The organism is Methanobacterium spitsbergense (genome assembly GCF_019931065.1).
In the GTDB taxonomy this organism is placed as follows: domain Archaea; phylum Methanobacteriota; class Methanobacteria; order Methanobacteriales; family Methanobacteriaceae; genus Methanobacterium_B; species Methanobacterium_B spitsbergense.
Genome location: NZ_JAIOUQ010000014.1, coordinates 38,691 through 63,913 on the forward strand (window position 1 = coordinate 38,691; position 25,223 = coordinate 63,913).

Below are 25,223 nucleotides of genomic sequence, written 5' to 3' on the forward strand. Positions count from 1 at the left end.
ACTTATTGGTTTTAATATTTTTGATAAGTATTTACCGATAAATAAAAATTAGATAAAAATTAATCTAAAAATAATGAATTGGAGGTTGATTCAAAAATGGCACATAGAAATCAAACTAAATTACGGAGAAGTTTCATAATTCAAACACTTTTGGATGGTAATGAATGGCACACTCAAGAAATTCTAAAAAAAATAGGTGATTTAGAATATAAACGTTATTGTAGGGGTAAAGGTGTTTCTTATCAAGGTGATATAACTTTTATACCTGAAACAATAAACCCGGTAAATAATCCCAAACTCTCAATAATCTTAGGTAATTTAGTAAAAGAGGGGATACTTAGAACAAGAGCAATTTCGAGATTTGAAAAAGAAGGGAGTAAAAGATCTAGTGGAAATGTGTATTGGCTTGTTAAAAGTAATAAAGTACTTTATTTGATTTTGAAAAAAATAAATGGCTCTTTTGCTCGTTTAGATCTGCTATCTTCAGAATATGGCAAAAAATTAATAAATTTAGACTTAGTTGATGAAATAACTAAAATATTGAATCCCCTATGGACTGAAGAAGACAGACAATTTATCTTCTCTACTTTTAAAATATCTCCAACAGCATTATACAATTCATTAGAGGCATATTTCATTAAAGATAAGTATTGGTTTAAAAGTTGTTATCCAAAAACGAATGAGATAGTTCGTTTGCATATGAAAGAAAAATTTTTAATGGATCTCAAATTTTGGTTATATAATGATATGCAAACTACTCCTTTACGTGGTATGATTGATATTAAACTCATTTTTGATGTTTCAGTTTCCATAAAAATCGATAAGAAAGAAATAAAACAGAATAGTAAAATTGAAAGCCTTGAACCACCCATATACATGACTTCAGAACAGGTTTTAAAAAAAGTTCAGTTTGATGAAGAATGTAAACCAACAGAACTAGTTGAGTTAGAAAATGAGTTAGATACGTTACGAAATACTGAAGAAACATTAAAACGATATGTTTATGATTGTTTAAGGGAATTTTCAGAAGAAAAAGGAGAAGAAAAGAAACAAAAAAGAGATGAATTAATAAAAGAATATTATATTGTGAAATCAAATTTGAAAAAAAAATTAGTTCCATTAGAGCGAAAATTCTATCGAATGAATAAAAAATATATGAATGATTTTCCCTTTAAGATATGAATTAGGATAATATGCTTATTTAATCCTATCCTTAGCAAATTCTTTATCAAGATAAAGCTGTTCCATATATTTTATTCTTTTATCCATCCTAGCCATTTCTTCATCTTTTTCAGCTTTTAGATTTTTAATTTCTTCATCTTTTGCTTTAGAATCATTTTCATATAGGTCTTTTAATTGTTTATTTTCTTTTTGAAGTTTTTCAATAGCTTCTAAATTTTCTTCCATTACCACTTCTTCGTTAATAGATAAGTGTGGCAAAGCTTTACGATAATTATTTTTTAGATTTGCATAGTTGTTAGGGTTAAAATACCTCTCTGCAACATCACCTGTTTTTTGACCCATCAAATATTTAACATCATCTGTATTAATATTGGCTTCATTCCTTAATTGGTTAGCAAACCATTTTCTTAATTTATGACTCCTAAAATAATTTCTTTCTTTTCCATTAACTTCTATTCTATTGAAAATTTTTCTATATCTATGCATACGGTCAATATAATTCTCCACAACACGAGGTTTTAACCTCAAATCCTGAAGATGTTTGTTTCCATCTTCTTTAGGTAACCTTGAGATGTTCTTCATGAATATAGGTGATTCTGGTTCTAAATATTTTTCATCTCTTGATTCTAGTAAAGATGCTATGCTGTGAAGGACTTCCGGACCAGCAAAAGTATAAAATTCTATGTCAGTTTTTTTCCTCCGCAAATCAAAACATCCAATAAGATTACTATCACTTTTAACTTTATAAATTGCTTCTTTAAGAGTCAAATCCTCATTTTTTCCACTAACTGCATCAATAAAATCTTTAACATCCAATAAAAGAGCATCACTTAAGGACAAACCGGTCTGTGCTTGAGTTATAAAAAATGCTTGATATGTAGGTGAACTATTTTTAATTGCTTTTCTTATATCTTCAACAGTTAAAGCATGTTTAAAGTCTTCTTGGATCTTTTTTTTAGATATATCCGGAATAGGTGTAGGTTTAAGTTTGAAGATATGATAAAAACTTTTAATTTTGCTTATTTGTAAATTTATAGTTCCATATGAATAATTTTTTTTAGAATTTACCAAATAGGTAACATAATCATCAAAGGCTTCATTGAGCCACATATCAAACTCTGGAGTACGTTCTATCAAGTCTTTCTTATGTATATTGTATAATTCTGTTGGATTTTTATTAGTAAAATTGCAGAAATCCCTTATTGCATATATATAACCCTCTATGGTAGACGATGATATTCCTGTTTTCTTTTTTAAGAACTTTTTTAACGTACTATCATTTTCTATATCTTTTTTTGTTAATTTTCCTGACATATCACTCACTAAATATATTATTCATAATCATAATATAAAAAGGTTCTTCTTAAGAATAGTCTTTAAGGTGATAATGTGTGTTTGGAACTTGTAACTCCAAAACGTGAATTATAAAATAATCCTGGCCGGTGTATAAAATGGAAAAAATTAAGATCCTGATAGTTGAGGATGAAAGTATACTCGCTTTAGGACTGAAAAAGAAGTTAGAAAATTTAGGATATACTGTTACCGATATTGCTGCTTCTGGCCCTGAAACAATTAAAAAGGTAGCTCAAAACAAGCCAGATATTATTATGATGGATATTGTAATTAAGGGAGATATGGATGGTATAGAAACAGCTGCAAAATTAAATGAAACAGAATCAATACCAGTAATTTACCTTACAGCCTATGCTGATGATGAAATACTCAAAAGGGCAGCTACTACAGAACCTTATGGTTACATACTTAAACCTTATAAGGAAAAGGAATTGAAAGCCAATATCGAAATGACAATTTATCGAAAAAAGGCAGAACAAGAAGAAATTCTGGACTATGAAGATGTTTACAGAGGAGTAACTAGTTTTATAAACAAAAACGAAGACTCATTTAAAAAAGCCATATTTGGGTCATCACTAGATGAAATTGACACATCACTAGACATAGGTACAAACAAAATATACATCACAGCTCCAAGGGGACAGAAATCATCAACTAACGAAGATGTTTCAAAAATACTAACCAAAATAGCATTAGAATTTGTTGATAAATATGGTGGAGAATTTACCATATATCCTAAAGGTGATGAAATATGTTTAGAATTGGATAAACCTAACTTTTAATTTATTAAATATCCAAAGGGAATAATTATTTCCCTTAAAATCAATTCCAATCCTTAGATCTAAAATAATTTATTCTATTTTTTTTTATTTTAATCAATTTTTGTTTCAATTAATGAAGGATCTGTTACCAAATTAACATCATCCTGTTCAGTATCATCTGGTTTATGGAGTTTACTGTTATGCATTCCATATACCAAATAAACTGAGACACCAATTATGAGACTTATTACAAATCTCTGCAACGTTGTTGATGAGAGTTGAGTTATTAAAAACAGACATGAAATAATTGAAATAATGGGAATCCATGGTACCAATGGACATTTAAATCCCCTTGGTATGTCTGGCTGCTGTCTCCGTAGTACAATAACCGAAATTGCAAGGAAGATAAATGCTGAGAGAGTTCCAATGTTTACAAGTTCAATAATCAGTGCTAACGGTAAGAAAGCTGCTATTAATGCGGCAACAGTTCCAACTAACATTATACTTGTTATTGGAGATTTGAAGTTAGGATGAACTTTGGAGAACAGTTCTGGTAATAATCCATCTCTGCTCATTGAAAAGAATATTCTAGTTTGTCCAAAAAGACTGGTGAGAAGTACGGATGTGATACCACATAATGCGCCCACAGATACTATTGAAGCTACCACATTGGAACCAACATATTGTAATGCAAATGCAACAGGTGCAGCGTTATTTAAAAGATTATAAGGCACCATACCAGTTAGTACGGCTGCAACAACAATATATAATATCGAACTGATTATCAGAGATCCAATTATACCTTTTGGTAAATTTTTTTGAGGATCTTTTGTTTCTTCAGCAGCAGTGGAAACTGCATCAAATCCTATGTATGCAAAGAAAACCATGGCAGCACCCTGAAATACTCCCGCAATACCAAATGGAGTGAATGGAGTGTAATTTGCAAAGTTAATGTATTTAATACTAACTATTATAAAAAGCAAAATTATGGCTAAATTAGCTATGACTATTATTGCATTTACACGAGTACTTTCTTTAGCACCTAAAATAAGTACTCCAGTTAATAGTGCTATTATCAAGACTGCAGGTAAATTAATTAATCCGCCCATGGCCAATGATCCAGTTAAATAAGTTGGAAAATTTATTCCAGCAGAACTTAAAAGACCAACACTGTAAGATGACCAACCAACAGCAACAGCAGATGCAGATATTAAATATTCAAAAATCAACACCCATCCAATCATCCACGCCCATATTTCGCCTAAAGTAACGTATGTATATGTATAAACACTTCCTGATATCGGTATCATAGATGCGAATTCTGCATAACATAAAGCTGTAAATGCACATGCGATAGCTGATATTACAAATGATATTAACAGGGCGGGACCTGAATAATTTGCTGCTGCAACTCCGGTTACAATGAATATTCCTGCACCAATAATGCTTCCAAGTCCAAGGAGTATTAAGCCAACGGGGCCGATAGAACGTTTAAGACTTTTATCGGCATTAGAGGATAATAGGTCATTGATAGGTTTTTTTGAAAAGATTTTTCTGCTCATGATTCTGCCATGTTCTTTAGTAAAAATATAAAAAAAGAGAAATAATTTATTTATTTTGATGAAGGAGTTTCAAGAGGTGGTTCATACCCTTCGACTTCACTATCAATTAGTTTTTCCTTGGCTTCGAACATTCCTCTGTATTTTCCATACGCAAAGTATATAACAACTCCCAATACAAGCCATACTGCGAATATCTCGATGATATTTACTTTAAGCTGAGCTATTAAAGATATACTGAAAATTATTGATAATACGGGGATTACAGGTACTAATGGACATTTAAATGCCCTTTTAATTTCAGGTTTTTGATATCTAAGTATTAAAACTGAGAGTGCAAGGAATATAAATGCTGAAAGTGCACCAACATTAACCAATTCAAATATACTGTCCATTGAGAAAAATGCTGCAACAATTGTTGCAAGTGCACCTACAAGGAGTATACTAGTTACTGGTGCTTGGCATCCTTCCTTAACATTTGAAAACACTTTTGGAAGTAAACCGTCCCGGCTCATTGCAAATATTATCCTAGCTTTACTAAACATATTCACAAGAACAACAGTTGTAAGGCCTGCAATCGCTCCTATTGTAATTACTGTAAATGCCCACTGAACACCAACGTGTTGAAGTGCGAAAGAAACTGGTGATGCATTGTTTAACAAGTTAAACGGAACCATACCGGTCATTACTGCAGCAACTGCAATATATAATATTGAGCTGATTATTAGGGAACCTATAATTCCTATTGGAATGGTTCTTCCTGGATTTTTCGTTTCTTCTGCTGCGGATGCAACAGCATCGAAACCAAGGTATGCAAAGAATACCATTGCTGCGCCTTGGAATACTCCTGTTAATCCATATGGGGTGAATGGATGATAGTTTGAAGGATTGATGAATTGTATGCCAACTGTAATGAAAAGTAATATGACTGCAACTTTTATAAAAACTATAACTGCGTTTACACGTGCACTTTCTTGTGCTCCACGTACCAGAACTGCTGTTAAAATTAGAACAATCAGTGCTGCTGGTAAATTTATGAGTGATCCTCCTACACCATAAGGGCCACTTATTACTGCTGGTAGTGCTATTCCCATAGATGTTACAAGAGCAACTGCATATGATGACCAACCAATTGCAACTGCTGAAGATGCAATGAGATACTGTAGTATCATTATCCATCCCATTATCCAAGCCCATATTTCACCCATTGTTATGTAAGTGTAAGTATAAACACTTCCTGCAATGGGTATCATTGATGCAAATTCTGCATAGCAAAGAGCTGTAAATGTGCATGCTATTGCAGCTATAATGAAGGACAGTATAAGTGCGGGTCCTGATGCTGCGGATGCAACACCGGTGACAATAAATATACCCGCACCAATTATACCTCCAACACCCATTATTGTCAATCCAAAGGGCCCTATGGATCTTTTTAATGTAGTATCATTTTCTGCACATTCTAGGGCCTCATGAATGCACTTTTTTTTAAATATCCTCTTCATATTTATTCCCCTTTCATACCGTTTTCAGTTGTGATAAATAATAGTAAAATAAAATTATTTTTTTGATAAGTTTGTATTGTTCTTTAAATTTTTTTTAGGGAGGTTAAAGGGGGCTTCATCAGGCATGCATTAAAATAAGTTTAGGTGGACGTGATTAAAAGGCGTCTACCTTATAAATCGTTTGGGGGGGGGTATTACAAATTTATAAGGGAGTAAGCTGCATGCCTTCAACCCTCCTGTAATGTATAATGTAAAAGTTGTAACATATAAGTTTATCGGTGTTTCAAATTCAACCATGATAAAAAAAAAATTGAAAATCAATAAATATCAAATAATTATTCATTTAAAACTTTAATATGGGTTTATAATAACATTAATATCAAATCATTATATTTAAAGTCAAAATAAATTCATTAATTAGATTAAAATTATGATAAATAATGATTTGACAAAGGAAATGAAATATAATTAAAATAATTAGTTTATTAAAGAATTAAATGAATTTTAATAATATTTTAAAAAAAAATATTTTCCATTTTCAAATTAGAAATATTCTATGAAGATCATTTTTGCAATTTTGTTTGAATATTCAATTTTTCATTTACGTAAATCTTCTAAAATAACATCATAAATCAAGTATTATAATGGGATCTAATCAATTATTTAATGTCTAATGATTTAACCATTTTAAGGTTTACAGGGGGAATTTTTTCACTTAAAACACAAGGATGTTGTTTTCTATCAAATCCTCTCCTGATACTCAAGTTCCTTAAATATAATTTTGAATGCTGTTCCATTTTTCACTTCAAAACTCATTTTACCATCTAATTGGGTAACTAATGCATTTACAAGCATTAAACCAAGTGATTTTGAGTTTTCAGGATGAATTTCATCGGGTAATCCAATACCATTATCTTGAACTGTCAATGTATATGTGTCATCATACTTTTCAAGAACTATCTTTATTTCACCCTTTTCACCGGATTTAAAAGCATGTTTAAGTGCATTTGATACAAGTTCATTAATTATGAGACCTACAGGTATTGCTGTTTCAATTCCCAATTCATAATCATTGAGATCAAGCACAGTTTTTATCATTTCCCTGTCAACTTTATAAGAGTACATAATATCATCGATAAGGATTTCTAAATAGTTTTTGAAATCTATATTTGAAATATCAGTTGACTGATAAAGGTTTTCATGTATCAAGGCAATGGTATGAATTCTATTTTCACTTTCCTTGTACTTCTCAATTATTAAATTATCATCAAATTCAGATGCCTGTAGAGATAATAAAGAACTTATAATCTGCAGACTATTTTTTACTCTGTGATGAATTTCACGAAGTAAAAGTTCTTTTTCCTTTAAAGAAGTTTTTAAAAGGCCTTCTGCCCTTTTACGGTCTGTAATGTCTATAAGGGAAATTAAACTACTCTTTGTTCCAGGTATAAATTCGAATGTGGCAAAAAAGTCCCTTAAATCGCCTTTAATCATACTCTGGACTTCATAAGTTTTCGGAACAATAGCAGAATTAACATCCTTCTTTTCATCAATTTTATGATAATTTTTAATTTTTTCCCTGTCGTCTGGAACCAACATTTCAATCCAGTTTAGTTTTCGTTTGATCTGGTCCCCTTTCGGGTTTAGAATATTTTGAAATATTCTATTCGCAAGGGTAATATTCATGTTCTCATCTGTGATAATCATAGCTGTTCCAGTATTTTCAAAAATACTTCTATACTTTTCTTCACTATCTTCAAGTTGTTTTTCTGATTTTTGGAGCGCATGGAATGTGTTATTAATTGAAGAAGCCAGATCTGAAAGCTCATCATCACCAGAAACCTTGACACGTCTTTTCAAATCACCCTTCTTACCAATATCCAATATATCACTAATAATTTTATCCAGTCTGTTTAGAACATTTCTATCTAAATAATAAAGCACTAATCCCATGAATAATAATCCAACTAGAATAATTGAAACAATAAAATAGAGGACAGTATTTAAGTAAGAATTATATAGTGTTCTTGCCATTTCTGATTTTAAGATCAAAGAAGGATTTCCATATATATCCTTCAAAAGAATGTATGCAGCAACGGAATTTGGTCCTAATATCTGCACTGTGGTATTGTTATAGGAAAGTGAATTTTGAGCCTTGATCAAATCAGGAGCATTATTGGCATTATTATAACCTGCAACACTGAGGGTATTGTTTGGAATATTAACAAAACTAGTAAGTTCCTCTCGAGTCAAGTAACGTCCCATTATGAGAGTTCCCTTTACAGGTCCCTGTTCATGACTATTTAATATAGGTTTGGAAATTAATAGCAGAGCACCTTCTGGCAAATTAAGAATACCACTCAATCCCTCAAGGTTTTTGTGCTGTATAATAGCACTATCATTTGTGAAACTAGTGAAATTCTGGGGAAGATTCATTGACTGGTTAGTTTGGAGATCGTAGGCTTTACCATAAACAATTTTTCCATTATCATCCACAAACATAATGAGGTTCATGTGCAGTCTTGAAAAAATACTAGAGGGCAAATTATTTGTTATAAAACTGGGATTATTACCCGATACAAAAGAATAAGCATCATCCCAATGAGCCCAATCATTAGCAGTTTGATTCATTGAAGATATTGTTTGATTAAACTGAGTCATTTCATCTTTCATTACATGTTGACTGTACCTATTTTCAAAATCACTGTAGGTATTTAAAAATACGAATTGAGAAATAACAAGTAAAATTAGGACCATTGCAACGATAATAACACCGCTTAGTACCAAAGTTTTACTTCTAAGTTTCATATTTTTTCATCACCCAAACAAATAAAAAATGAAAATCAATATTTTTTATAAAAACAACTATCTGGTTTAAATGTAATATCATTTTCAATAAAAGTATCTATTTACAACTCACTATATAATTTCTTATAATAACTGATAAAAATCCATATGATTTAAACTATTTCACTATCCTGAGCATTTCATTGCCACCCTTTCTAAACTCATAATCAACCTTCACAATTTCCACATCAACATCAGTGAGGTCATTAATTATCTTTTTAACAAATTCAGATTTTTTACCCCGATTTTTTACAAGAGGATAAATTTTAAGTTCGTTGGAAGACACTCTAAGCATTTCTTTTATGGCATTTAAATGAAAATTATAATCCAATCTATGATCATAGATAAAAAGTAAATGTGAGCACAGAACAATTGAGAAACTATTATCCTTAAATGGAAGACTCTTTAAATCCGCACCAATATACCGTTCCCCTTTATATTTCCTGTAATCATCAATAAATTTTCTGCAAGCTATATTTCTTTGTTTTTTCAGATCTTCAATATCACTAAAAAAACCCCAAACAAAATGATCAACAGATTTCAAACCCTCAACAAGCAGTTCCAAATGTTCTTTACATTTAGCTGAAAGAGCTTCCGGAGTTTCATTGTAGATTTTATCAACAGCCTTAATATCAAATCCTTTTTTTGACATCATAGCTGTGAATGAACTTGCACCAGAAGCACAGTCAAGTATTTTTTCACCAGCAATATTTTCTGGATCAATATTGAACATCTTAATATATTCTGTCCATGTCCTTCCAATGAATATTGGGCTATCCAAATTACGGAAATGGGCTTTATTAGTATTATTTATTGGGGAAATATCTTTATTGTCCATATTTAATTACCTTTTAAACTTTAAAACTGAAAAGTTCGATATCTGTTTAAAATATTTTCAAGAAATTCTATTTTCAGATTTTATATGATGCATTTAGAAGTTAAATATTTCTAAAAAAAAATTTAGATCCAAAAAAAAATCTAAAATCTAAACGATTAATATCTATCAATAAGACAAGATACTTCCTCATCCATATTTAAATCTTTTAAAATTCTCCATTCTTCCCTTTTAACAGCTAAATACGCTGCTGAAAGCCCTTTACCCAATGAGTTCATGATTGTAATGTTATTCTCCAAGTTTTCCAATGCATCAACAGGACAAGAAGGAAGTTCTTCAATACCAAGATCATCACGCTCACCATCGCCAATATCTCCAGGATCAGACTGCACAGGATAAGGGAGTTTAAATTTATTATCAAGACCATCAATCCCTGCTCTGATAACAGCACCAAGTGCAAGGTAGGGGTTGGCTGCAGCATCCAATGTTTTAAGTTCAAAGTGTTTGATACTGCCATCAGGTTCAGATACAACACGAATACTTGCTTCTCTATTGTCCAATCCCCAACACTTATATTTTCCAGACCATGAATGAGGTTTAATCCTTTTGTATGAGTTAGAAATAGGTGTTGTAATGGCCATTAGAGAGGGAAGATGATGAAGAACGCCTGCAATGAAATAACTTGCCTCTTTAGAAAGTTTCCACTTTCCAGATGGATCATGTGTAATATTTTCACCATTTTTCCATAGACTCATATGTAAATGGCATCCACTTCCCGAAGAATCAGGAAAGATTTTAGGTAGAAATGAAGCTTTAATGCCATGTTTTAATGCAACTGCATTTACAGTTTCCCTAAACATTATCTGATTATCTGCAGCCCTAAGAACATCATCATATCCAATTGTTATTTCTTGCTGACCAGGACCAGCTTCAGGATAATACTGCTCAACAACCATTCCCTGAGCTTCAACTGAATCAACCATATCCATAATAACTTCATGATTAACATCCATTGATAATGTAGAAGCAAATGGAGTACTATCAACAGATTCAAGATTATCAGAATTTTTCAGGAGGTAAAATTCATTTTCAAACGAAGCCTTGATATTTAAACCATATTCTCCTGCATGATCAACCATTCTCCTCAAATAACCCCGAGTACAATATTGCCATGGTTCATCATTGAAATACATATCACCCATAGCTCTTAAATGACCTGGAGCATAGGGTAACTGTGTTATGGTAGAATTATCTGCCTTTAAATATACTTCTCCAACAGGACCAAGTAAAGAATCAGGAACAACACCATCGTATATTACGGGCACAGCCTGTTGGGCCTTTGATATCCCAACATAAAAGATTGAATTAGCTTTAGAATGTAAACGAAGAGATTTAGAACGGATTATATTGGCATTATCACACCAAACAATTCTTAAAAATTTATTATCACTAGAAAATTCTTTTAAAACACTCAATGATATTCCCCCAAATTCATATCCTCAATTCTCAACTTTCTAATTTAATATATAACATTAACAAAATAAATTTTCGCAAACAAATTCATTGAAAAAAAGAAATGGTGTTAACTTAAACAAGAATTATATTAGCAAGATTTATAAGTATGAAATTAGATCATTTAATATTCACTTGCTCCGGTAGTGTAGTCCGGCCAATCATTCCGCCCTCTCGAGGCGAAGACTCGGGTTCGAATCCCGGCCGGAGCATCAAAAACTTCTTTATTTTAACTCGGATAATTCATCAAATTTTTAAAACCATAAAAATTTTAATTCTAAACTATTAATACCCTATTCTAAATCTGCAATAACGGTACATGGTGAACAATTTATCATTTTGTTAACTAATCATTAGTTATAACATATAATTTCATATTAAATTAATTTTTTTTAATACATAAATTATCTTTCGAGTTAATGTTTGGTATGGTTAAAAAAGTGTAATTAATGTAATATTCCATGTACTTTACTAGGAGATAATCCCTTTATAACATTTGTTATATTTTTATATTACTATAAAACAAGTGGACTAAAGTTTAATCATTCAAAAATCAGAATAGTATGCAAGCAAACAATAAAGTTCAAAATCACTTACTATCAGAAATAATTAAGCTAAAACTTACAAAATTAAAGAAAACTAAATTAAAATTTTGCATAAATATTTATAGCCAAAATAAAGGAGGATTTAATTAATATGAGTAAAGAACAAAAATATACTAAGGGTTTTGTAACTTCTAAGGATGGAACTACTATTGGGTATAGACAGATGGGCAGTGGTCCGGGACTTATTCTATTGCATGGAGGTATAAGTTCCTCACAATACTTTATGAAACTCGGTGCTGCACTTTCCGATGAATTCACTGTATATATACCAGACCGCCGTGGAAGAGGATTAAGTGGAGCATTTGGAGATAATTACGGTTTACAAAGAGAAGTAGAAGATTTAGATGCTATCCTAAAAAAAACAGATGCACATTACCTCTTCGGTGGGTCCTCAGGTGGACTTATCGCATTGCAAGCATCAATTACTTTGTCTAGCATAAAAAAAATTGTAACCTATGAACCATTAGTCTATGTTAACAAGTCTGAGATGGACAAATTTAATGAAATAGTCCAACGTTTTGAGAAACAACTAGCTGAAGGTGATGTAATCACAGCAATGATAACAGCTATGGATGTAAATTCAGAAGTAGATCCAGACCAAAAATCACCATTGGCAAATCATTTACCAAGTATAATATTAAAACCAATTTTCAGTCATGTATTGGCTTCAGATGAAAAAAACATCAAAGGTGACGATGTTACCCTTAAAGATCTAATGCCCACACTGAAATATGATATACAGTTGGTCAACGAAACAGAAGGAAAACTTCAGAAATTCAAAAAGGTACAGTCAGAAATATTATTACTCAATGGAAGCAAAAGTCCCCTATTCCTAAAAAACAGCACTGAAGCCTTAAACAAAGTATTACCTCATACTACACACAAAGAACTTCCTGGATTAAACCATGATTCAGCACAAAATTACGGCAAGCCAGAAATCATAGCAAAAGAAATAAAACATTTCCTTGAATGAAGGAGTAAGATTGAATAAAACTTCTTTTTATTTTTTAAATACAGATTCATGAATTTTTATTCATGATAATTTTTTCGTTATTCCAAAATAATTTATTTAGATTGTTTTATATTCATTTACTTCGTTAAATTTTATTATTGCAATCTAATAGAAAAGCTTTTATGTAAAAACAAGGATTTTATGACCGTTTTCATATTACTATGAAATTTTTTATTCTCGAATATTTTAATTGGAGACATTAATAGTTTTTAGTTAATATTCCACTTAATAAAATAGGATTTTTAGTGCTAATTTATTTTCATTTCGTGTATGCAATAACCCCGCATGGTGCACTGTCAATTCCTTTCACTTGCCATGGCACAACAACAACTCTTATGAGATAGTCCTCCACTTCTAGCAATTCAAGGTTCATATCTTCAATTAGTAAAAGAGGATCCCCATAATTTTCATCTTCAATAAAAGCATTAATATGGGCCTCTTTAAGCATTTTGGCATCACCATATCTAGTAATGGAGATTATATCAATACCAATACATTTTATATTTTTATAAGTTTTCCTGATCCATCGAAGTAATTCCGGAGTTATACAAGGATAGTCAGTTAAATAGAGGTTAAGATTTTCATCCCTATTCTTACCAAAACCAGTCTTGATCAACAAACAATCATATCCACTAAGATCAATTTCAGAAAGATCATCAACTGTAATAAATTCCCCTAGACCCTTTTCACAATTTAACAGAAAAGGATCATGGAATGTAAGTTCCATTATATCATAATCCGATATGGATTTACCAGAGGATATGAAATGTCTTGGAGCATCCACATGAGTTCCACAGTGATTACCCACCTGAATAATGTATGTGTTGTAATCCTCACCCCATGCTATTTGATTGTTGGGTTTTATAACAGGCTTTGTTGTTCCAACGTAGTAAGCTGAATTGTTATCAATATAATATGAAAGTAGTACAGTTTTCATATAGATCCTCCAATTATTTCTTTCTAAAATAAGCTTAATAAGTTTTTTTATAGTAAATTTATCTAAAACCTTTTTTTAAAGTGATTATCAGAATAAACAACAGGTTATTGCTTTAATGATCCTTAATCATGTTAGATGACTCTGTTATGAGCTTTTAAAAAAGTTGCCGAACTTGTAACTATTAATAATATCCTTAAAAATTCTTAATTATTATAATATTAGAAACTAACCAGTTTTAGGATTTTCAACACTATTAAAATGAAAAAAACATGTTTCATTTAGTAATAGCTGTTCATTTAATCCTGATTTGGGTTTAGAGAAAACTATATAAAGTTTAATATAACAATTGTTATATTGGGGGGGGGAGGGGAGTAAAACAAATTACAGGACAAATTTCCCTAATTTGATGTTATTTAATCTTTAAAACTTTTTAATATTATCTAAAAGATTAAATCCATCTTTTTAGGTTAAAAAATAGAAATTAATTATATGACGCAAAAACTACTACAAAAAATTTTATCATTCCTGAACAACATATTATATATTAATAATAATAATTTTTTTAAAATATTTTTAAGAGGTGGATTCAATGGCAGAAGTGAAAGTTGATGTTAAAGGGGAAACATGTCCAGTACCACTTGTCGAAATGAGAAAGGCAGTAAGAAAGGCATCACCTGGAGAAATTATTGAAGTAACAGGTACCCATCCTGCATCCAAAAAAGAAATACCCATGGCAGTTGAAGCTCTGGGATTAGAATTGGTTGATATTCAAGAAAAGGATGGAATATGGACCATCAAAATTCGCAAATAAAAAAAATTGAGGAGTAAAAAAAAATGGTTGAAGAAAATAAACCAGATAAGGCAACCATAATTGTGCACAGCGGAGACATGGATAAAATATACAGCGCACTCATAGTTGCCAATGGGGCCCTATCTATGGGAATGGAAGCATCACTATATTTCACGTTTTGGGGACTGCAACGACTTCAAAAGGGCGGACTTGAAAAGGGACCTCTATCAAAAATGCACTTCCTAGGACTTGGAAAATCTATGATAAAAAGCAGGATGAAAAAAGCTAATGTAGCCTCACTTGAACATCTATTTAGGGATTTCAAGGAATTGGGTGGTAAAGTAATAGCATGCGAGATGACCATGGAGATTATGGGTGTGAGCAAGGAAGACTTGGATCAAAATTTGATAGATGAATATGGTGCAGTGGGAACCTATGTCAACGAAGCAAGAGATTCAAAAATAACCCTCTTCATTTAATCTAAATTACTAAAATTTCTGTAAATAAGGAGGAATAATCAATATGCCTAATAAGTATATCTATCTTGACAATGCATCGGTTACAAGAATGGATGAAAGAGTCTTGGAAGTAATGAACCCTTATTTTTTCGAATCCTACGCAATACCAACATCAGAAACAGGATATTCAATGGGTATCGAAGCAAGAGAAGCCCTTGAAAAAAGCAGAGTAAAAATAGCCACAGCATTGGGTGCTAATGAAAACGAACTCATATTTACATCTGGCAGTTCAGAATCAAGTAACATGGCTGTTAAGGGTGTTGCAATGGCATTGATAAACAAGAAAGGAAAACATATCATAGTATCAGCCATAGAAGATTTTCCAGTATTAAACAGTGCGAAAGCCCTGGAAAAATATGGATTTGACGTAACCTACCTCGAAGTTGACGAATATGGAATAGTTGATCCCCAGGTGTTAAAAAATTCCATTAGAGACGATACAATATTGGTATCTATTCAACATGCAAACCAGGAAATTGGAAGCTTACAGGACATAAAATCAATAGGTGAGATCTGCAGAGAAAAAGGAGTAATATTTCACACAGACGCCACTCACACATTCACCAAAGTACCTTTAGATGTGAGTGTACTGCCAGTTGATCTTGTAACAATCTCAGCACATACAATACATGGACCCAACGGAATTGGAGCACTTTACATCAAAAAAGGAACACCCATGATGAAATGGCTTGATGGCGGATTTCAGGAGTTCAACAAACGAGGCGGTCTTGAAAATATTCCGGGAGCAATTGGCTTTGCAAAAGCAGTTGAACTCGTAACCAATGAGGAAAATACGAAGATCCAGGACATGCGCGACCATCTGATTGAAAGAGTACTATCAGAAATACCTCAAACAATACTGAATGGTCATCCATTACTTAGAACACCTCAAAATGCCAATATAACATTTCAATATGTGGAAGGAGAATCAGTAACACTACATCTAGACATGCGCGGGTTCGCTGTAAGTACAGGCTCTGCATGTTTCAGCAGATCCCTACAGGCAAGCCATGTAATACTTGGAATAGGGGGAGACCCTGAAAGAGCACATGGATCGCTCAGAATAACATTGGGACGTTTCAACAAAATGGGAGATGTAGATGCAATTATAGATGCATTAATAGAAGTTGTAACCAATTTAAGAAAGATGAGCCCGCTAGGTAAAACCTAAAAAAAGTTTTTTTTACTATTTTTTTTAATTTATATTATCTATTTTTTTATTAAAAACAAAATATGCATTAATCTTAATCTTCATCATCAATCTCTTTAAAAGTCAATTTAAAATTGGTACCATTGTTACTATGAACCTCTAGAAGGGCTTCAAGCTGTATTGAAAGACTAGATACAAGTTTGAGCCCTAAAGAAGATGCTTCAAATGGATCAATATTACTTGGAATTCCAATACCATCATCAGAAACTGTTAAAATATATTCTCCACCATCAAACTCGAGCTTCACATTAATATTACCTTTATCATCAGGAAATGCGTGTTTAATAGAATTTGAAACCATTTCATTAACAATTAAACCCATTGGGAGAGCAGTATCAATATTTAAATAAATTTCATCTACATGCACTTCTGTTTTAATATTACTTGAAACACGTGAATATGATGTTAGAATATCACGAACAAGACTATCCATATATTCATACATATTGAGCTTACTCATATTGGGACTATGGTAAAGCTTTTCATGGATCATAGCTATGGATTTAACACGGCCTCTGCTTTCTTTAAGAACTTCAGAAGCCTCTTCATTCTCAGTATTTTTAGCTTGAAGAGATAAAAGACTTGAAATAATCTGCATGTTATTTTTAACCCTATGATGAATTTCCTGTAAAAGCACGTCCTTTTCATTTAAAGATGCAACGAGTTTATCTTCAACATTTTTTAACTCAGAAATGTCTATAATTATTCCCCTGAAACCTTCAGGAACACCATTGTGGGTTATAGGGTTAGAATAGAGTATTATGGGGAATTTAGTCATGTCTTTGCACAAGGCAGTATATTCATCTCCAGTAACCTGCCCCTCAAGAACCTTTTGAATTCTTGCCTTTGATAACGGTCTATCTTCCTCAATTAACAGTTCTAAAATATTTAAACTATTATCCCGATCCGCCTGGGAATAACCAAACATTATAAAGGCATACTTATTCATGAATGTAAGATTACCTTTTAAATCTGTTTCAAAAACTGTTTGGGGAAGAAGATCTGCCAGATCTCTGTACTTCTTCTCAGACTTTTTTATATGTTCCTCAGCATTTTTACGACTAGTTATATCTTCAAAAATATATATCCAACCTGAAAAAAGCCCCCCATTATAAACAGGGGCAAATTGAATTTCAATCCATTCAACATCAGATTTTTCAATTTTTAAATTAATATTACCCTCAACTTTTCCCTTTGGTGAGATTTCATTCCATATTTCAAGTTTTTGACCTGCACTTTGACCAACACATGTATTATCCAATTTAAGAAGTTTCTCTGCCTGAGGATTAATATCCATAATCCTCTCCTGTGTATCTAGCACCAACACCCCATTTTTCATACTGTCAAAGAGGCTTTTATATGCTGGAGGCATAATATCCAGGAGTTTATAACCAACAATACTCCATAATATAAGAATTCCTGAGGCTGTGAGGGCCAGAGGTGTGGGATCAAAGAAGAATGGGATAAGACCTGCAGAATAAAAAGAATTGCTTAATAACGGTATTAATGCGGCTAGAAAAACCATCATTGCCTGACGTTGGTAGATGCGAGATGTTCTAAATAAATTCTGTCCAATTAAGACCAATCCTGCCAGTAAGAGTATATATGAATAAATAGCAGAGGTTATGGCTGCAGGTCCATGAGCGTATAATACCATTAAACCTTCAGAAGTCATCACGGGAATGATAAGTGGCCATACAAGTCCGTGCAATTCATTTGTAAATGTCAAGTAGATAGTGGCAACAGGAATTAAAAAAAGAAATATAACTCTGGGTCTTTTTATAACCTCTTGATTCTGAGTGTAATCTAATGTAAAAAGAAACCAAAATGGTGCAGCAGCACTGATCCCAATATAACTGAGTTTAGCCCATAAAATCTTTGAAGCCAAATCTGCAGAAGCTAACTCCATAGCACTGGTTAACGACCATTCCGCTACCAATAAAAATAATAATGAAAGATACAATGCACCGCTAACTCCCCGTCTTTTCCAAGCCCTCCAAGATAAAAGGAGACTTATTAATGAACTGATAATTAAAATTCCAGAGTAAGCAGTGTACTGTATTTCCATTTTGTATCCTCAAATGTTTTTTAAACCATCTGTTTCTGATTATAAATAGCTTTATTCCTCAACAATATATTCACATACTTTCAAAAGAATTTTACATGTTAAAACCAAAAAATTATGATCATGGAAAATGAAAAAACCTGGAAACAGTTTAAAGGAAAGGAAACACCATCTTCCGTTGAGATCAACGAACTCTTCTTTAACAATATTCCTGAAGGTTCTGAAATACTAGATTTTGGTTGTGCATGGGGCAGAATAGCATTCCACCTTCAAAAAATGGGTTACAATGTAACAGGCTTCGATCTAAACCAAAATGCGGTGGAAACAGCATTAAAAGAAGCAGAAAAAACCAACAAGAAAAATATTTTCCAGGTGCAATTCCACACAGCAAATGCAATTGAATTACCATACCCTGACAAGTCTTTTGATGCATGTATTTTACAGGCATTCCTTACAACCATAATCAAACCCGAACACAGAACCCTCATATTAAAAGAGGCAAACAGAGTACTAAAAGATGAAGGAATTGTATATTTGGCAGATTTTGGCCAAAACTGGGAAAATCCCTACTACAGCCAGAGATATGAACGTGATTTTGCGAAAACAGGAGAAATGGGAACATTTATTGTGACCAAAAAAGGAAAACCTCCTGGCAAAGAACTTTTCAAGGCACACCACTATACAAAGGAAGAATTAATGTTATTATTTGAGCAGGTTAAAAAATTCAAGGTAGAAATAGTACATGAAACAGTATTAACAACATTTCAGGGCAACCAAACCAAAGGATACATCATAATTGCAAAGAAAATATAAAAAAAAATAATGAATAAAACTAGTTTAGCTAAAATAATCAATTCAAATATAACTTAAAAGATTTCCACCTAATTACAATCCATAAATAAATTTATAGGAAATAATATGAAAGATAAAAAAGAACTTCAAAAAATACTCAAAAGAATAGATGGAAAGGGTTACAAGGCATATAATGATATTAAAGGCATTTATAACTTTGATTTTTTTATTTTACATATAGACCATATTCAGAGAGATCCCTTTGCAGGTCCATCACTTTTAAGAGTTGAGGTGCAGGATGCATCATTTCCAAGAGAATTAATTGACAACCATGAAAAAAGGGATGCAGTATCCGACTTTATTGCAAGAGCATTCAATGGATCAATAAAAAAACAAACAGCAGGAAGAAGTGGAAGTGGAAAAAGTGGGATTATAACAATAGACAGAGGAGGTCAGGAGATATTAGAAAGGAGCTGTGTTAATATTCAGTCAGATAATTTGGAGGTTAGATTTTCTTTAGGCCTTCCAGCACGTGGAAGAAGGATAATAGGTAGAGAAGCTTCCAGAATATTGATGGATATACTTCCAGCAATTGTTAATAATTCATGTTTCTATAAAAATCTAGATTCAGACCATCTCACAGAAGAAGTGGAACTTTATGAAGATGCAAATTTTATACGAAATCAGCTAAAAAGCAGAGGTCTGATTGCATTTGTACGGGATGGTTCAATACTTCCAAGGGGAAGCGGAGTAACTGACAAACCATTAAAAAATGCAGTTCAATTTAAAACACCAAAAACCCTGGAAGTTATATTTGAAACACCCAACAATGGATCTGTACGGGGTATGGGTGTCCCTAATGGCGTTAACTTGATAGTTGGTGGAGGTTATCATGGCAAATCAACACTGCTACAGGCAATAGAGAGGGGTGTTTACAATCATGTATATGGGGATGGAAGGGAATGGGTTGTAACAGATCCAACTGCAGTCAAGATCAGAGCAGAAGATGGCAGAAGAATAGAGAATGTTGACATCAGTTCATTTATACACAACCCACCTTTAAATAAAAACACCGAAGAATTCTCAACAGAAAATGCATCGGGTTCAACATCCCAGGCAGCAAATATTGTAGAGGCAGTAGAAGCAGGAACAAAACTCATACTATTCGACGAAGACACATCAGCAACCAACTTCATGATACGCGATGAAAGAATGCAGAGACTGGTTTCAAACGAGAAAGAACCAATAACACCATTTATAGACAGGGTCCGAGAACTTTACGAAGACCATAACATATCCACCATCATGGTAATGGGAGGATCAGGGGACTACTTTGAAGTCGCAGACACAGTTATAATGATGGACAACTACCTGCCAGAAGACGTTACAAAGGATGCAAAAAAGATAAAAGAAGAGCTTCCAATAAACAGAATGCAAGAAATAGAATTCAAATTTCGATTCAAGGAAAGATACCCACTTCCAGAAAGTATTAAACCATATAAAGGTCGGAAAATAAAACTAGATATACGTGGAAAATCAACCATACTACTTGGCCTTGAAACCATAGACCTTTCCCAGGTTGAACAGTTAATCGACATTAGTCAGACGCGTGCAATAGCCTATGCAATAGCCTATGCAGCCCAAAACCATATGGATGGTAAAACCAATATGAAAGAAATAGTAAAGATGGTAGAACACGATATAGAAACAAAAGGACTTGACATACTGGCACCAAAGGGTCGAAAGAATCCTAATAATATTGTAAAACCAAGAATATTTGAACTTACAGCAGCATTCAACAGACTAAGAAGTTTAAAAACTAGAAAATATTAAAACAATGATCCATAGAACTTCACATCTCATTGAACCTTCATATTACAAATCAGCTTCACATCATTTATTTAGAAGATTTACTCCACTTCTAACTCATAAATAATACCAATTTTTTTAAAAAGTTCCTTTAAAGAATTATAATTATCCTCTTTAAGGGCATATACTTCCTTCTTCCCCTTATATTTAAAGCTGAATCTTTTTATGGGATGTCCAAATTTAATATCCTTTATTTCTGCTATAAAGTACTTTTTATCTTTACCCGTTCTTCTAGTTCTGTAAAAATTTTTCCTGTATTCAATCAGCAACTCACTGGTTAACTCAATATCATAAAAGTCATCTTCAAAAAAGAGTAAAGTTTCACTAAGATCCTTATCACATACAATACAACTATCTGCGTCTTCCGGGTTTCCAACACCACACTCTGGACATATCCTGTTAAAAGATGTTTTATCGTTGTATTCTTGGTTCATAGTCATTTTTTACCATCACAAATTCGATCTTACATTGTATGTATCATTAATCTGTTTTCTATATGAAAGTAGATATAAATTATTATTTTTGAGTTAGAGATATTACCTTAATCTTGTCCATCGATAATTTTTGGTGATGATCATCACATAAAAACTTCTAATTATTTTTTAGACTGTGAATAAAAATCAAAATTAAAATCTACTTTCAGAAGATTTACGATCAAACACAGGATTATAATTAAAATTACAACGGTGGACAAATGCCATATATGATATGCAAAAAATGCGATGTTTACTATGAAATAGCCGATGAGAATGCAGAGAAAGATTTAAAATCATGTCAATGCGGCTCTAAAATGAAGTATTACGAAAAACTTGAAGATTTTCTTAATTCAAAGGAACGCAAAACCAATGGAAACTCTATTCCAGTTATTGAAAGACTGGTAATAGATTATGAATCGGCGATCTCAAGAATAATACTCCAATGTATGTTGGAAATTCCAATTGAACTGGGAATAAAACGTTTCATGCTAATTTTAAATGGAAAAGAATCTCCATTCATAACAAAATACAAGCTGTACAAACTTAAAACCTATGGAATGCTTTCTAACTATACAGAAGAACAATTAAGAATTATTATAGATTCTATTATTGAAAATGGGTTTCTAAAAACAGAATATAAATCCGAATACGAGGGTTCTTATCTTGAATTAACAGATAAAGGTAAATTCTTCTTAAATGTTGGAGATAACATTGAAATGGGTTTTTTGAAAAAAGTAATTAAATAATTTTAATAAATATTTTTTTTAATAAATGAGAATTTCTATTTACGTGATTTTTTTGGATTGAATTTTTTATAAATTTTTTTGTAAGCATTTTAGAGATTTTTTCGTGTTTTTTGGTTATTTTTCTTTTTTTCTATTTATTTTCTCTTTTTCCTGGGTAGCGTTCGCTAGGTTGTGTTTTTTTGTTTGAGGGTGTTTAGTTGTAGTAAGTTGTAGCAGAAGCATGTGAAGATGTTTTTGGTGTGTGTTCGTAGTGTTGTGGTGACTTTGACGTGGCCTGAGTGGAATATGTTTTTGATTACGGTGTATGGTCGTTCTCCTGGTGATCTTTTGCGGGTTATGCGTTTGTTTCGGTGTTTTGTCTTTTTTATTTAGTGGGTGGCCACGTGTTGCGCGGTTCATGGTTGCGTTGTAGCATTTGCATTTTGTTCCAAAGTATCCGCGATCTCGGTATGTAACTTCTCCGGGTTTAGTGAGGTCAAATTGACTATCATGAACTGATGCGGGTGTTGTTTCGATTTCTTTTATTAATTGGTGGTCTATGTCCATTTTGCTGTGTAGTTTGTAGCCAAAATGAGATTTTCCATTCTTTTTTGTCCATTCGCCATCTTTGTTTCGTCGTGTTTTTGCACTTGGTCCTCGAGGTTCGACTACTTTTTTATGGCCTGGATCTGTTGTTATGAATGTGGCATCTTGTATAACGCCTTCTTTAATCTTTAATCCTTTGGCATCTATCTGTCGTTGTAGTTCTTCCCATATTTTTTCGTCTTTGCCTGTGTAGATTAATCGTTCTTTGAATGCCCAGACCGTGGAACGGTCTGGGATTCTTTCAGGGAATCCTAAAAACTTGTGGAATGAAATACGATCATTTGCTTGTCTTTCAAGTTCAGGATCCAACAATCCATACCACGATTGCAAAACCAACATCTTCATCATAACTATTTCATCATTATTAGGCCTGCCACCCAGTTCTGTACGATTATCATACATTTCCCTAATAATCGGCCTAAAAACCCCCAATCAATAAGAGGATCAATCTCAGCCAACTTATCACCAAGCTCTTCCACACGAACATACTCTTTCCTCATGAAAAAATCATAAAACGACTTCATAATACTTCTATACCCTTAATAATATATAAATTTATTGCATTTAGCATTTAAACCCACATTAACAAATAAAAAATAAACCAAAAGATTAAAATCGAAAAAAATCAAATGGTTTATAAAAATTCTCAAATATTTTTTTTAAGACTATATTTTTTTAAACAGTATCAAGACTAATAAAAATTCAAACAATTTTTTTTACAAATTGCAGATCTCATCGGGAATTTCTCTAAGTGAAATCAGATCTTTTGCAATGCACAGAACAGTTAAAATCACCCGCACCAAGAATCCTGGTAAAATTGTACCTAAAAAGCCGGTTAATAAAACCAAAAGTATTATCAAATAATATGGAATTCTGAATATTAAAAGTAGACGGCTTTTACAGTCATCCCATCTAAATGAGGAAATGAATATTAGGCTCAGTGATAAAAGTGCAACAGCTAGTGATATGCACATAATCCATGTATCAATGCTTGAAAGTTCACTTCCATACGATAACATTAAAACATGTTTGATACCAGCAGCCGCTCCAACAATTCCAAGAAGCAATGGAAAATGGGAGTATATCCAAAGCTGATATTTGACAATTTGATCTCCGCGTTCCTGTACTCTTGCTTCAGCACCTCCGGCCTCTTCAAAGTATCCCCACCATATGCTGAAAGATATTAATAGACCCATTAATCCTATAATTGCTGTGTAAATATTGAATCCAACATTACTAATGGCCAAAACAACACTCACAATTGCTTCTCCAATAACAATTATGGTGAAAAGACCAAACCTTTCAGGTAAATGAGTTGGATGTGTAGGAAAATTTATATGAAGATCCCCTGCTCTAAAAGGTGTTAAGAAATCAACAAATAAAGCAACTCCCCAGAGTACAAAACGATAAGGAGCAGGTATAAATGCAGATATCAACCATATAGTGGCAGCAATACCAAAACCAATACTGTAACGACGTGTTAATGGACGTGCATCAGGCAAATTTCTTCCAACTTTAACATACTGAGCAACAAGAATAAATCTCAAAACAGCATAAGAGATAGCAAAACCCTCACCAGTGGTTGTCAAAGCATTCCTAACGTTAACTGCCAACGAAGCAACAACAACCATCTGCAACATTGTCAAGGCCCTATTTAAGATATCATCGGTTCCAAAACGGTCCAAATAAAATGTATGACCCGACCAACCCCACCAGATAGCAAAAAATAGGGGAATAGATTCTAAAAAAGTAATGGGTGTATAATTAGCACTTAAATTTAATGCAATCTGTGAAATGGCCGCAACAAAAATCAGATCGTACAGTAGTTCCAACCAGTCAGAACGTTTTTCCAAACTTTGATCATCATTTGATCGTAAAGTTGGCAGTACAACAAAATCTTTTCTAAGCTTCATAGGCCCCCACAATAATCATTAATATGAATATAATTTTACTATTAAATTTTTTTTTGATTCAATAATAAAGTACACTATACTATTAGCTTTAAAAAAATTTATAATTACCGATACCCTTCAACTAAACTCCACCACTAATTAGAAGTCAAAATAA

At 32.5% G+C, this 25,223-nt stretch carries 21 protein-coding genes and 1 tRNA gene; 10 read left to right on the top strand and 12 right to left on the bottom strand.

Annotation, left to right across the window (positions count from 1 at the left end):
* The first annotated feature begins 96 nt into the window (after positions 1-96).
* Complete coding sequence (locus K8N75_RS11510) at positions 97-1,182, top strand: hypothetical protein (RefSeq protein WP_223792202.1); 1,086 nt, start codon at positions 97-99, stop codon at positions 1,180-1,182.
* A 15-nt stretch (positions 1,183-1,197) separates the two neighbouring features.
* Here K8N75_RS11510 and K8N75_RS11515 read toward each other — a convergent pair whose 3' ends face one another.
* The gene (locus K8N75_RS11515; protein WP_223792203.1) at positions 1,198-2,496 is read right to left on the bottom strand and encodes a phage integrase N-terminal SAM-like domain-containing protein; all 1,299 of its coding nucleotides are present in this window, start codon (positions 2,494-2,496) and stop codon (positions 1,198-1,200) included.
* A gap of 137 nt (positions 2,497-2,633) precedes the next feature.
* Between K8N75_RS11515 and K8N75_RS11520 the strand changes: the two genes are divergently transcribed.
* Entirely contained in the window at positions 2,634-3,317 is a 684-nt protein-coding gene (locus K8N75_RS11520; RefSeq protein ID WP_223792204.1) for a response regulator, read from the top strand.
* A gap of 89 nt (positions 3,318-3,406) precedes the next feature.
* Here the strand turns inward: K8N75_RS11520 and K8N75_RS11525 are convergent, their stop codons facing one another.
* The 5 genes from K8N75_RS11525 to K8N75_RS11545 all read right to left on the bottom strand — a co-directional run bounded on the left by K8N75_RS11525 (position 3,407) and on the right by K8N75_RS11545 (position 11,514).
* The gene (locus tag K8N75_RS11525; protein ID WP_223792205.1) at positions 3,407-4,858 is read right to left on the bottom strand and encodes an amino acid permease; all 1,452 of its coding nucleotides are present in this window, start codon (positions 4,856-4,858) and stop codon (positions 3,407-3,409) included.
* Between the two features lie 50 nt (positions 4,859-4,908).
* Positions 4,909-6,357, bottom strand: a complete 1,449-nt coding sequence (locus K8N75_RS11530) for an amino acid permease (RefSeq protein WP_223792206.1) — start codon at positions 6,355-6,357, stop codon at positions 4,909-4,911.
* Between the two features lie 741 nt (positions 6,358-7,098).
* Positions 7,099-9,165: a CHASE4 domain-containing protein gene (locus tag K8N75_RS11535; protein WP_223792207.1), complete on the bottom strand. Its 2,067-nt coding sequence runs from the start codon at positions 9,163-9,165 to the stop codon at positions 7,099-7,101.
* Positions 9,166-9,322: 157 nt separating this feature from the next.
* Positions 9,323-10,042, bottom strand: a complete 720-nt coding sequence (locus K8N75_RS11540; protein WP_223792208.1) for a class I SAM-dependent methyltransferase — start codon at positions 10,040-10,042, stop codon at positions 9,323-9,325.
* 155 nt (positions 10,043-10,197) lie between these two features.
* Positions 10,198-11,514, bottom strand: a complete 1,317-nt coding sequence (locus K8N75_RS11545) for a glutamine synthetase family protein (RefSeq protein ID WP_223792209.1) — start codon at positions 11,512-11,514, stop codon at positions 10,198-10,200.
* Between the two features lie 174 nt (positions 11,515-11,688).
* Between K8N75_RS11545 and K8N75_RS11550 the strand changes: the two genes are divergently transcribed.
* Together K8N75_RS11550 and K8N75_RS11555 are read left to right on the top strand one after the other, a co-directional pair.
* A tRNA-Glu gene (locus tag K8N75_RS11550) sits at positions 11,689-11,763 on the top strand.
* A gap of 484 nt (positions 11,764-12,247) precedes the next feature.
* Positions 12,248-13,129 carry an alpha/beta fold hydrolase gene (locus tag K8N75_RS11555; protein WP_223792210.1) on the top strand — a complete coding sequence of 294 codons (882 nt, stop codon included), beginning with the start codon at positions 12,248-12,250 and terminating at the stop codon, positions 13,127-13,129.
* A 298-nt stretch (positions 13,130-13,427) separates the two neighbouring features.
* Here K8N75_RS11555 and K8N75_RS11560 read toward each other — a convergent pair whose 3' ends face one another.
* Positions 13,428-14,105, bottom strand: a complete 678-nt coding sequence (locus K8N75_RS11560; RefSeq protein WP_223792211.1) for a cyclase family protein — start codon at positions 14,103-14,105, stop codon at positions 13,428-13,430.
* A gap of 589 nt (positions 14,106-14,694) precedes the next feature.
* On the opposite strand from K8N75_RS11560, the gene K8N75_RS11565 reads away from it, so the two are divergent.
* The 3 genes from K8N75_RS11565 to K8N75_RS11575 are packed head-to-tail and all read left to right on the top strand — an operon-like array spanning position 14,695 to position 16,584.
* Positions 14,695-14,916: a sulfurtransferase TusA family protein gene (locus K8N75_RS11565; RefSeq protein ID WP_048190230.1), complete on the top strand. Its 222-nt coding sequence runs from the start codon at positions 14,695-14,697 to the stop codon at positions 14,914-14,916.
* Positions 14,917-14,939: 23 nt separating this feature from the next.
* Positions 14,940-15,374, top strand: a complete 435-nt coding sequence (locus tag K8N75_RS11570) for a DsrE/DsrF/DrsH-like family protein (RefSeq protein WP_223792212.1) — start codon at positions 14,940-14,942, stop codon at positions 15,372-15,374.
* A gap of 43 nt (positions 15,375-15,417) precedes the next feature.
* Positions 15,418-16,584 (top strand): cysteine desulfurase family protein, encoded by a 1,167-nt coding sequence (locus K8N75_RS11575; RefSeq protein ID WP_223792213.1) that lies wholly within the window; start codon positions 15,418-15,420, stop codon positions 16,582-16,584.
* 73 nt (positions 16,585-16,657) lie between these two features.
* Here the strand turns inward: K8N75_RS11575 and K8N75_RS11580 are convergent, their stop codons facing one another.
* Entirely contained in the window at positions 16,658-18,691 is a 2,034-nt protein-coding gene (locus tag K8N75_RS11580; protein WP_223792214.1) for a histidine kinase N-terminal 7TM domain-containing protein, read from the bottom strand.
* A 120-nt stretch (positions 18,692-18,811) separates the two neighbouring features.
* On the opposite strand from K8N75_RS11580, the gene K8N75_RS11585 reads away from it, so the two are divergent.
* A complete protein-coding gene (locus K8N75_RS11585) occupies positions 18,812-19,501 on the top strand; it encodes a class I SAM-dependent methyltransferase (protein ID WP_223792215.1) in 690 nt (229 codons plus the stop codon).
* A 105-nt stretch (positions 19,502-19,606) separates the two neighbouring features.
* Complete coding sequence (locus K8N75_RS11590) at positions 19,607-21,313, top strand: ABC-ATPase domain-containing protein (RefSeq protein ID WP_223792216.1); 1,707 nt, start codon at positions 19,607-19,609, stop codon at positions 21,311-21,313.
* A gap of 77 nt (positions 21,314-21,390) precedes the next feature.
* Here K8N75_RS11590 and K8N75_RS11595 read toward each other — a convergent pair whose 3' ends face one another.
* Entirely contained in the window at positions 21,391-21,789 is a 399-nt protein-coding gene (locus tag K8N75_RS11595) for a hypothetical protein (RefSeq protein ID WP_223792217.1), read from the bottom strand.
* Positions 21,790-22,043: 254 nt separating this feature from the next.
* On the opposite strand from K8N75_RS11595, the gene K8N75_RS11600 reads away from it, so the two are divergent.
* Positions 22,044-22,571 (top strand): RQC domain-containing protein, encoded by a 528-nt coding sequence (locus K8N75_RS11600; protein ID WP_223792218.1) that lies wholly within the window; start codon positions 22,044-22,046, stop codon positions 22,569-22,571.
* Positions 22,572-22,685: 114 nt separating this feature from the next.
* Here the strand turns inward: K8N75_RS11600 and K8N75_RS11605 are convergent, their stop codons facing one another.
* The 3 genes from K8N75_RS11605 to K8N75_RS11615 form a co-directional block, all read right to left on the bottom strand.
* The gene (locus tag K8N75_RS11605) at positions 22,686-23,558 is read right to left on the bottom strand and encodes an IS5 family transposase (protein ID WP_255590956.1); all 873 of its coding nucleotides are present in this window, start codon (positions 23,556-23,558) and stop codon (positions 22,686-22,688) included.
* Positions 23,507-23,680: a hypothetical protein gene (locus K8N75_RS11610; RefSeq protein ID WP_223792342.1), complete on the bottom strand. Its 174-nt coding sequence runs from the start codon at positions 23,678-23,680 to the stop codon at positions 23,507-23,509. Before K8N75_RS11610 ends, K8N75_RS11605 begins: the two co-directional genes overlap by 52 nt.
* A gap of 192 nt (positions 23,681-23,872) precedes the next feature.
* The gene (locus tag K8N75_RS11615) at positions 23,873-25,069 is read right to left on the bottom strand and encodes a low temperature requirement protein A (protein ID WP_223792220.1); all 1,197 of its coding nucleotides are present in this window, start codon (positions 25,067-25,069) and stop codon (positions 23,873-23,875) included.
* Between the last annotated feature and the right edge of the window lie 154 nt (positions 25,070-25,223).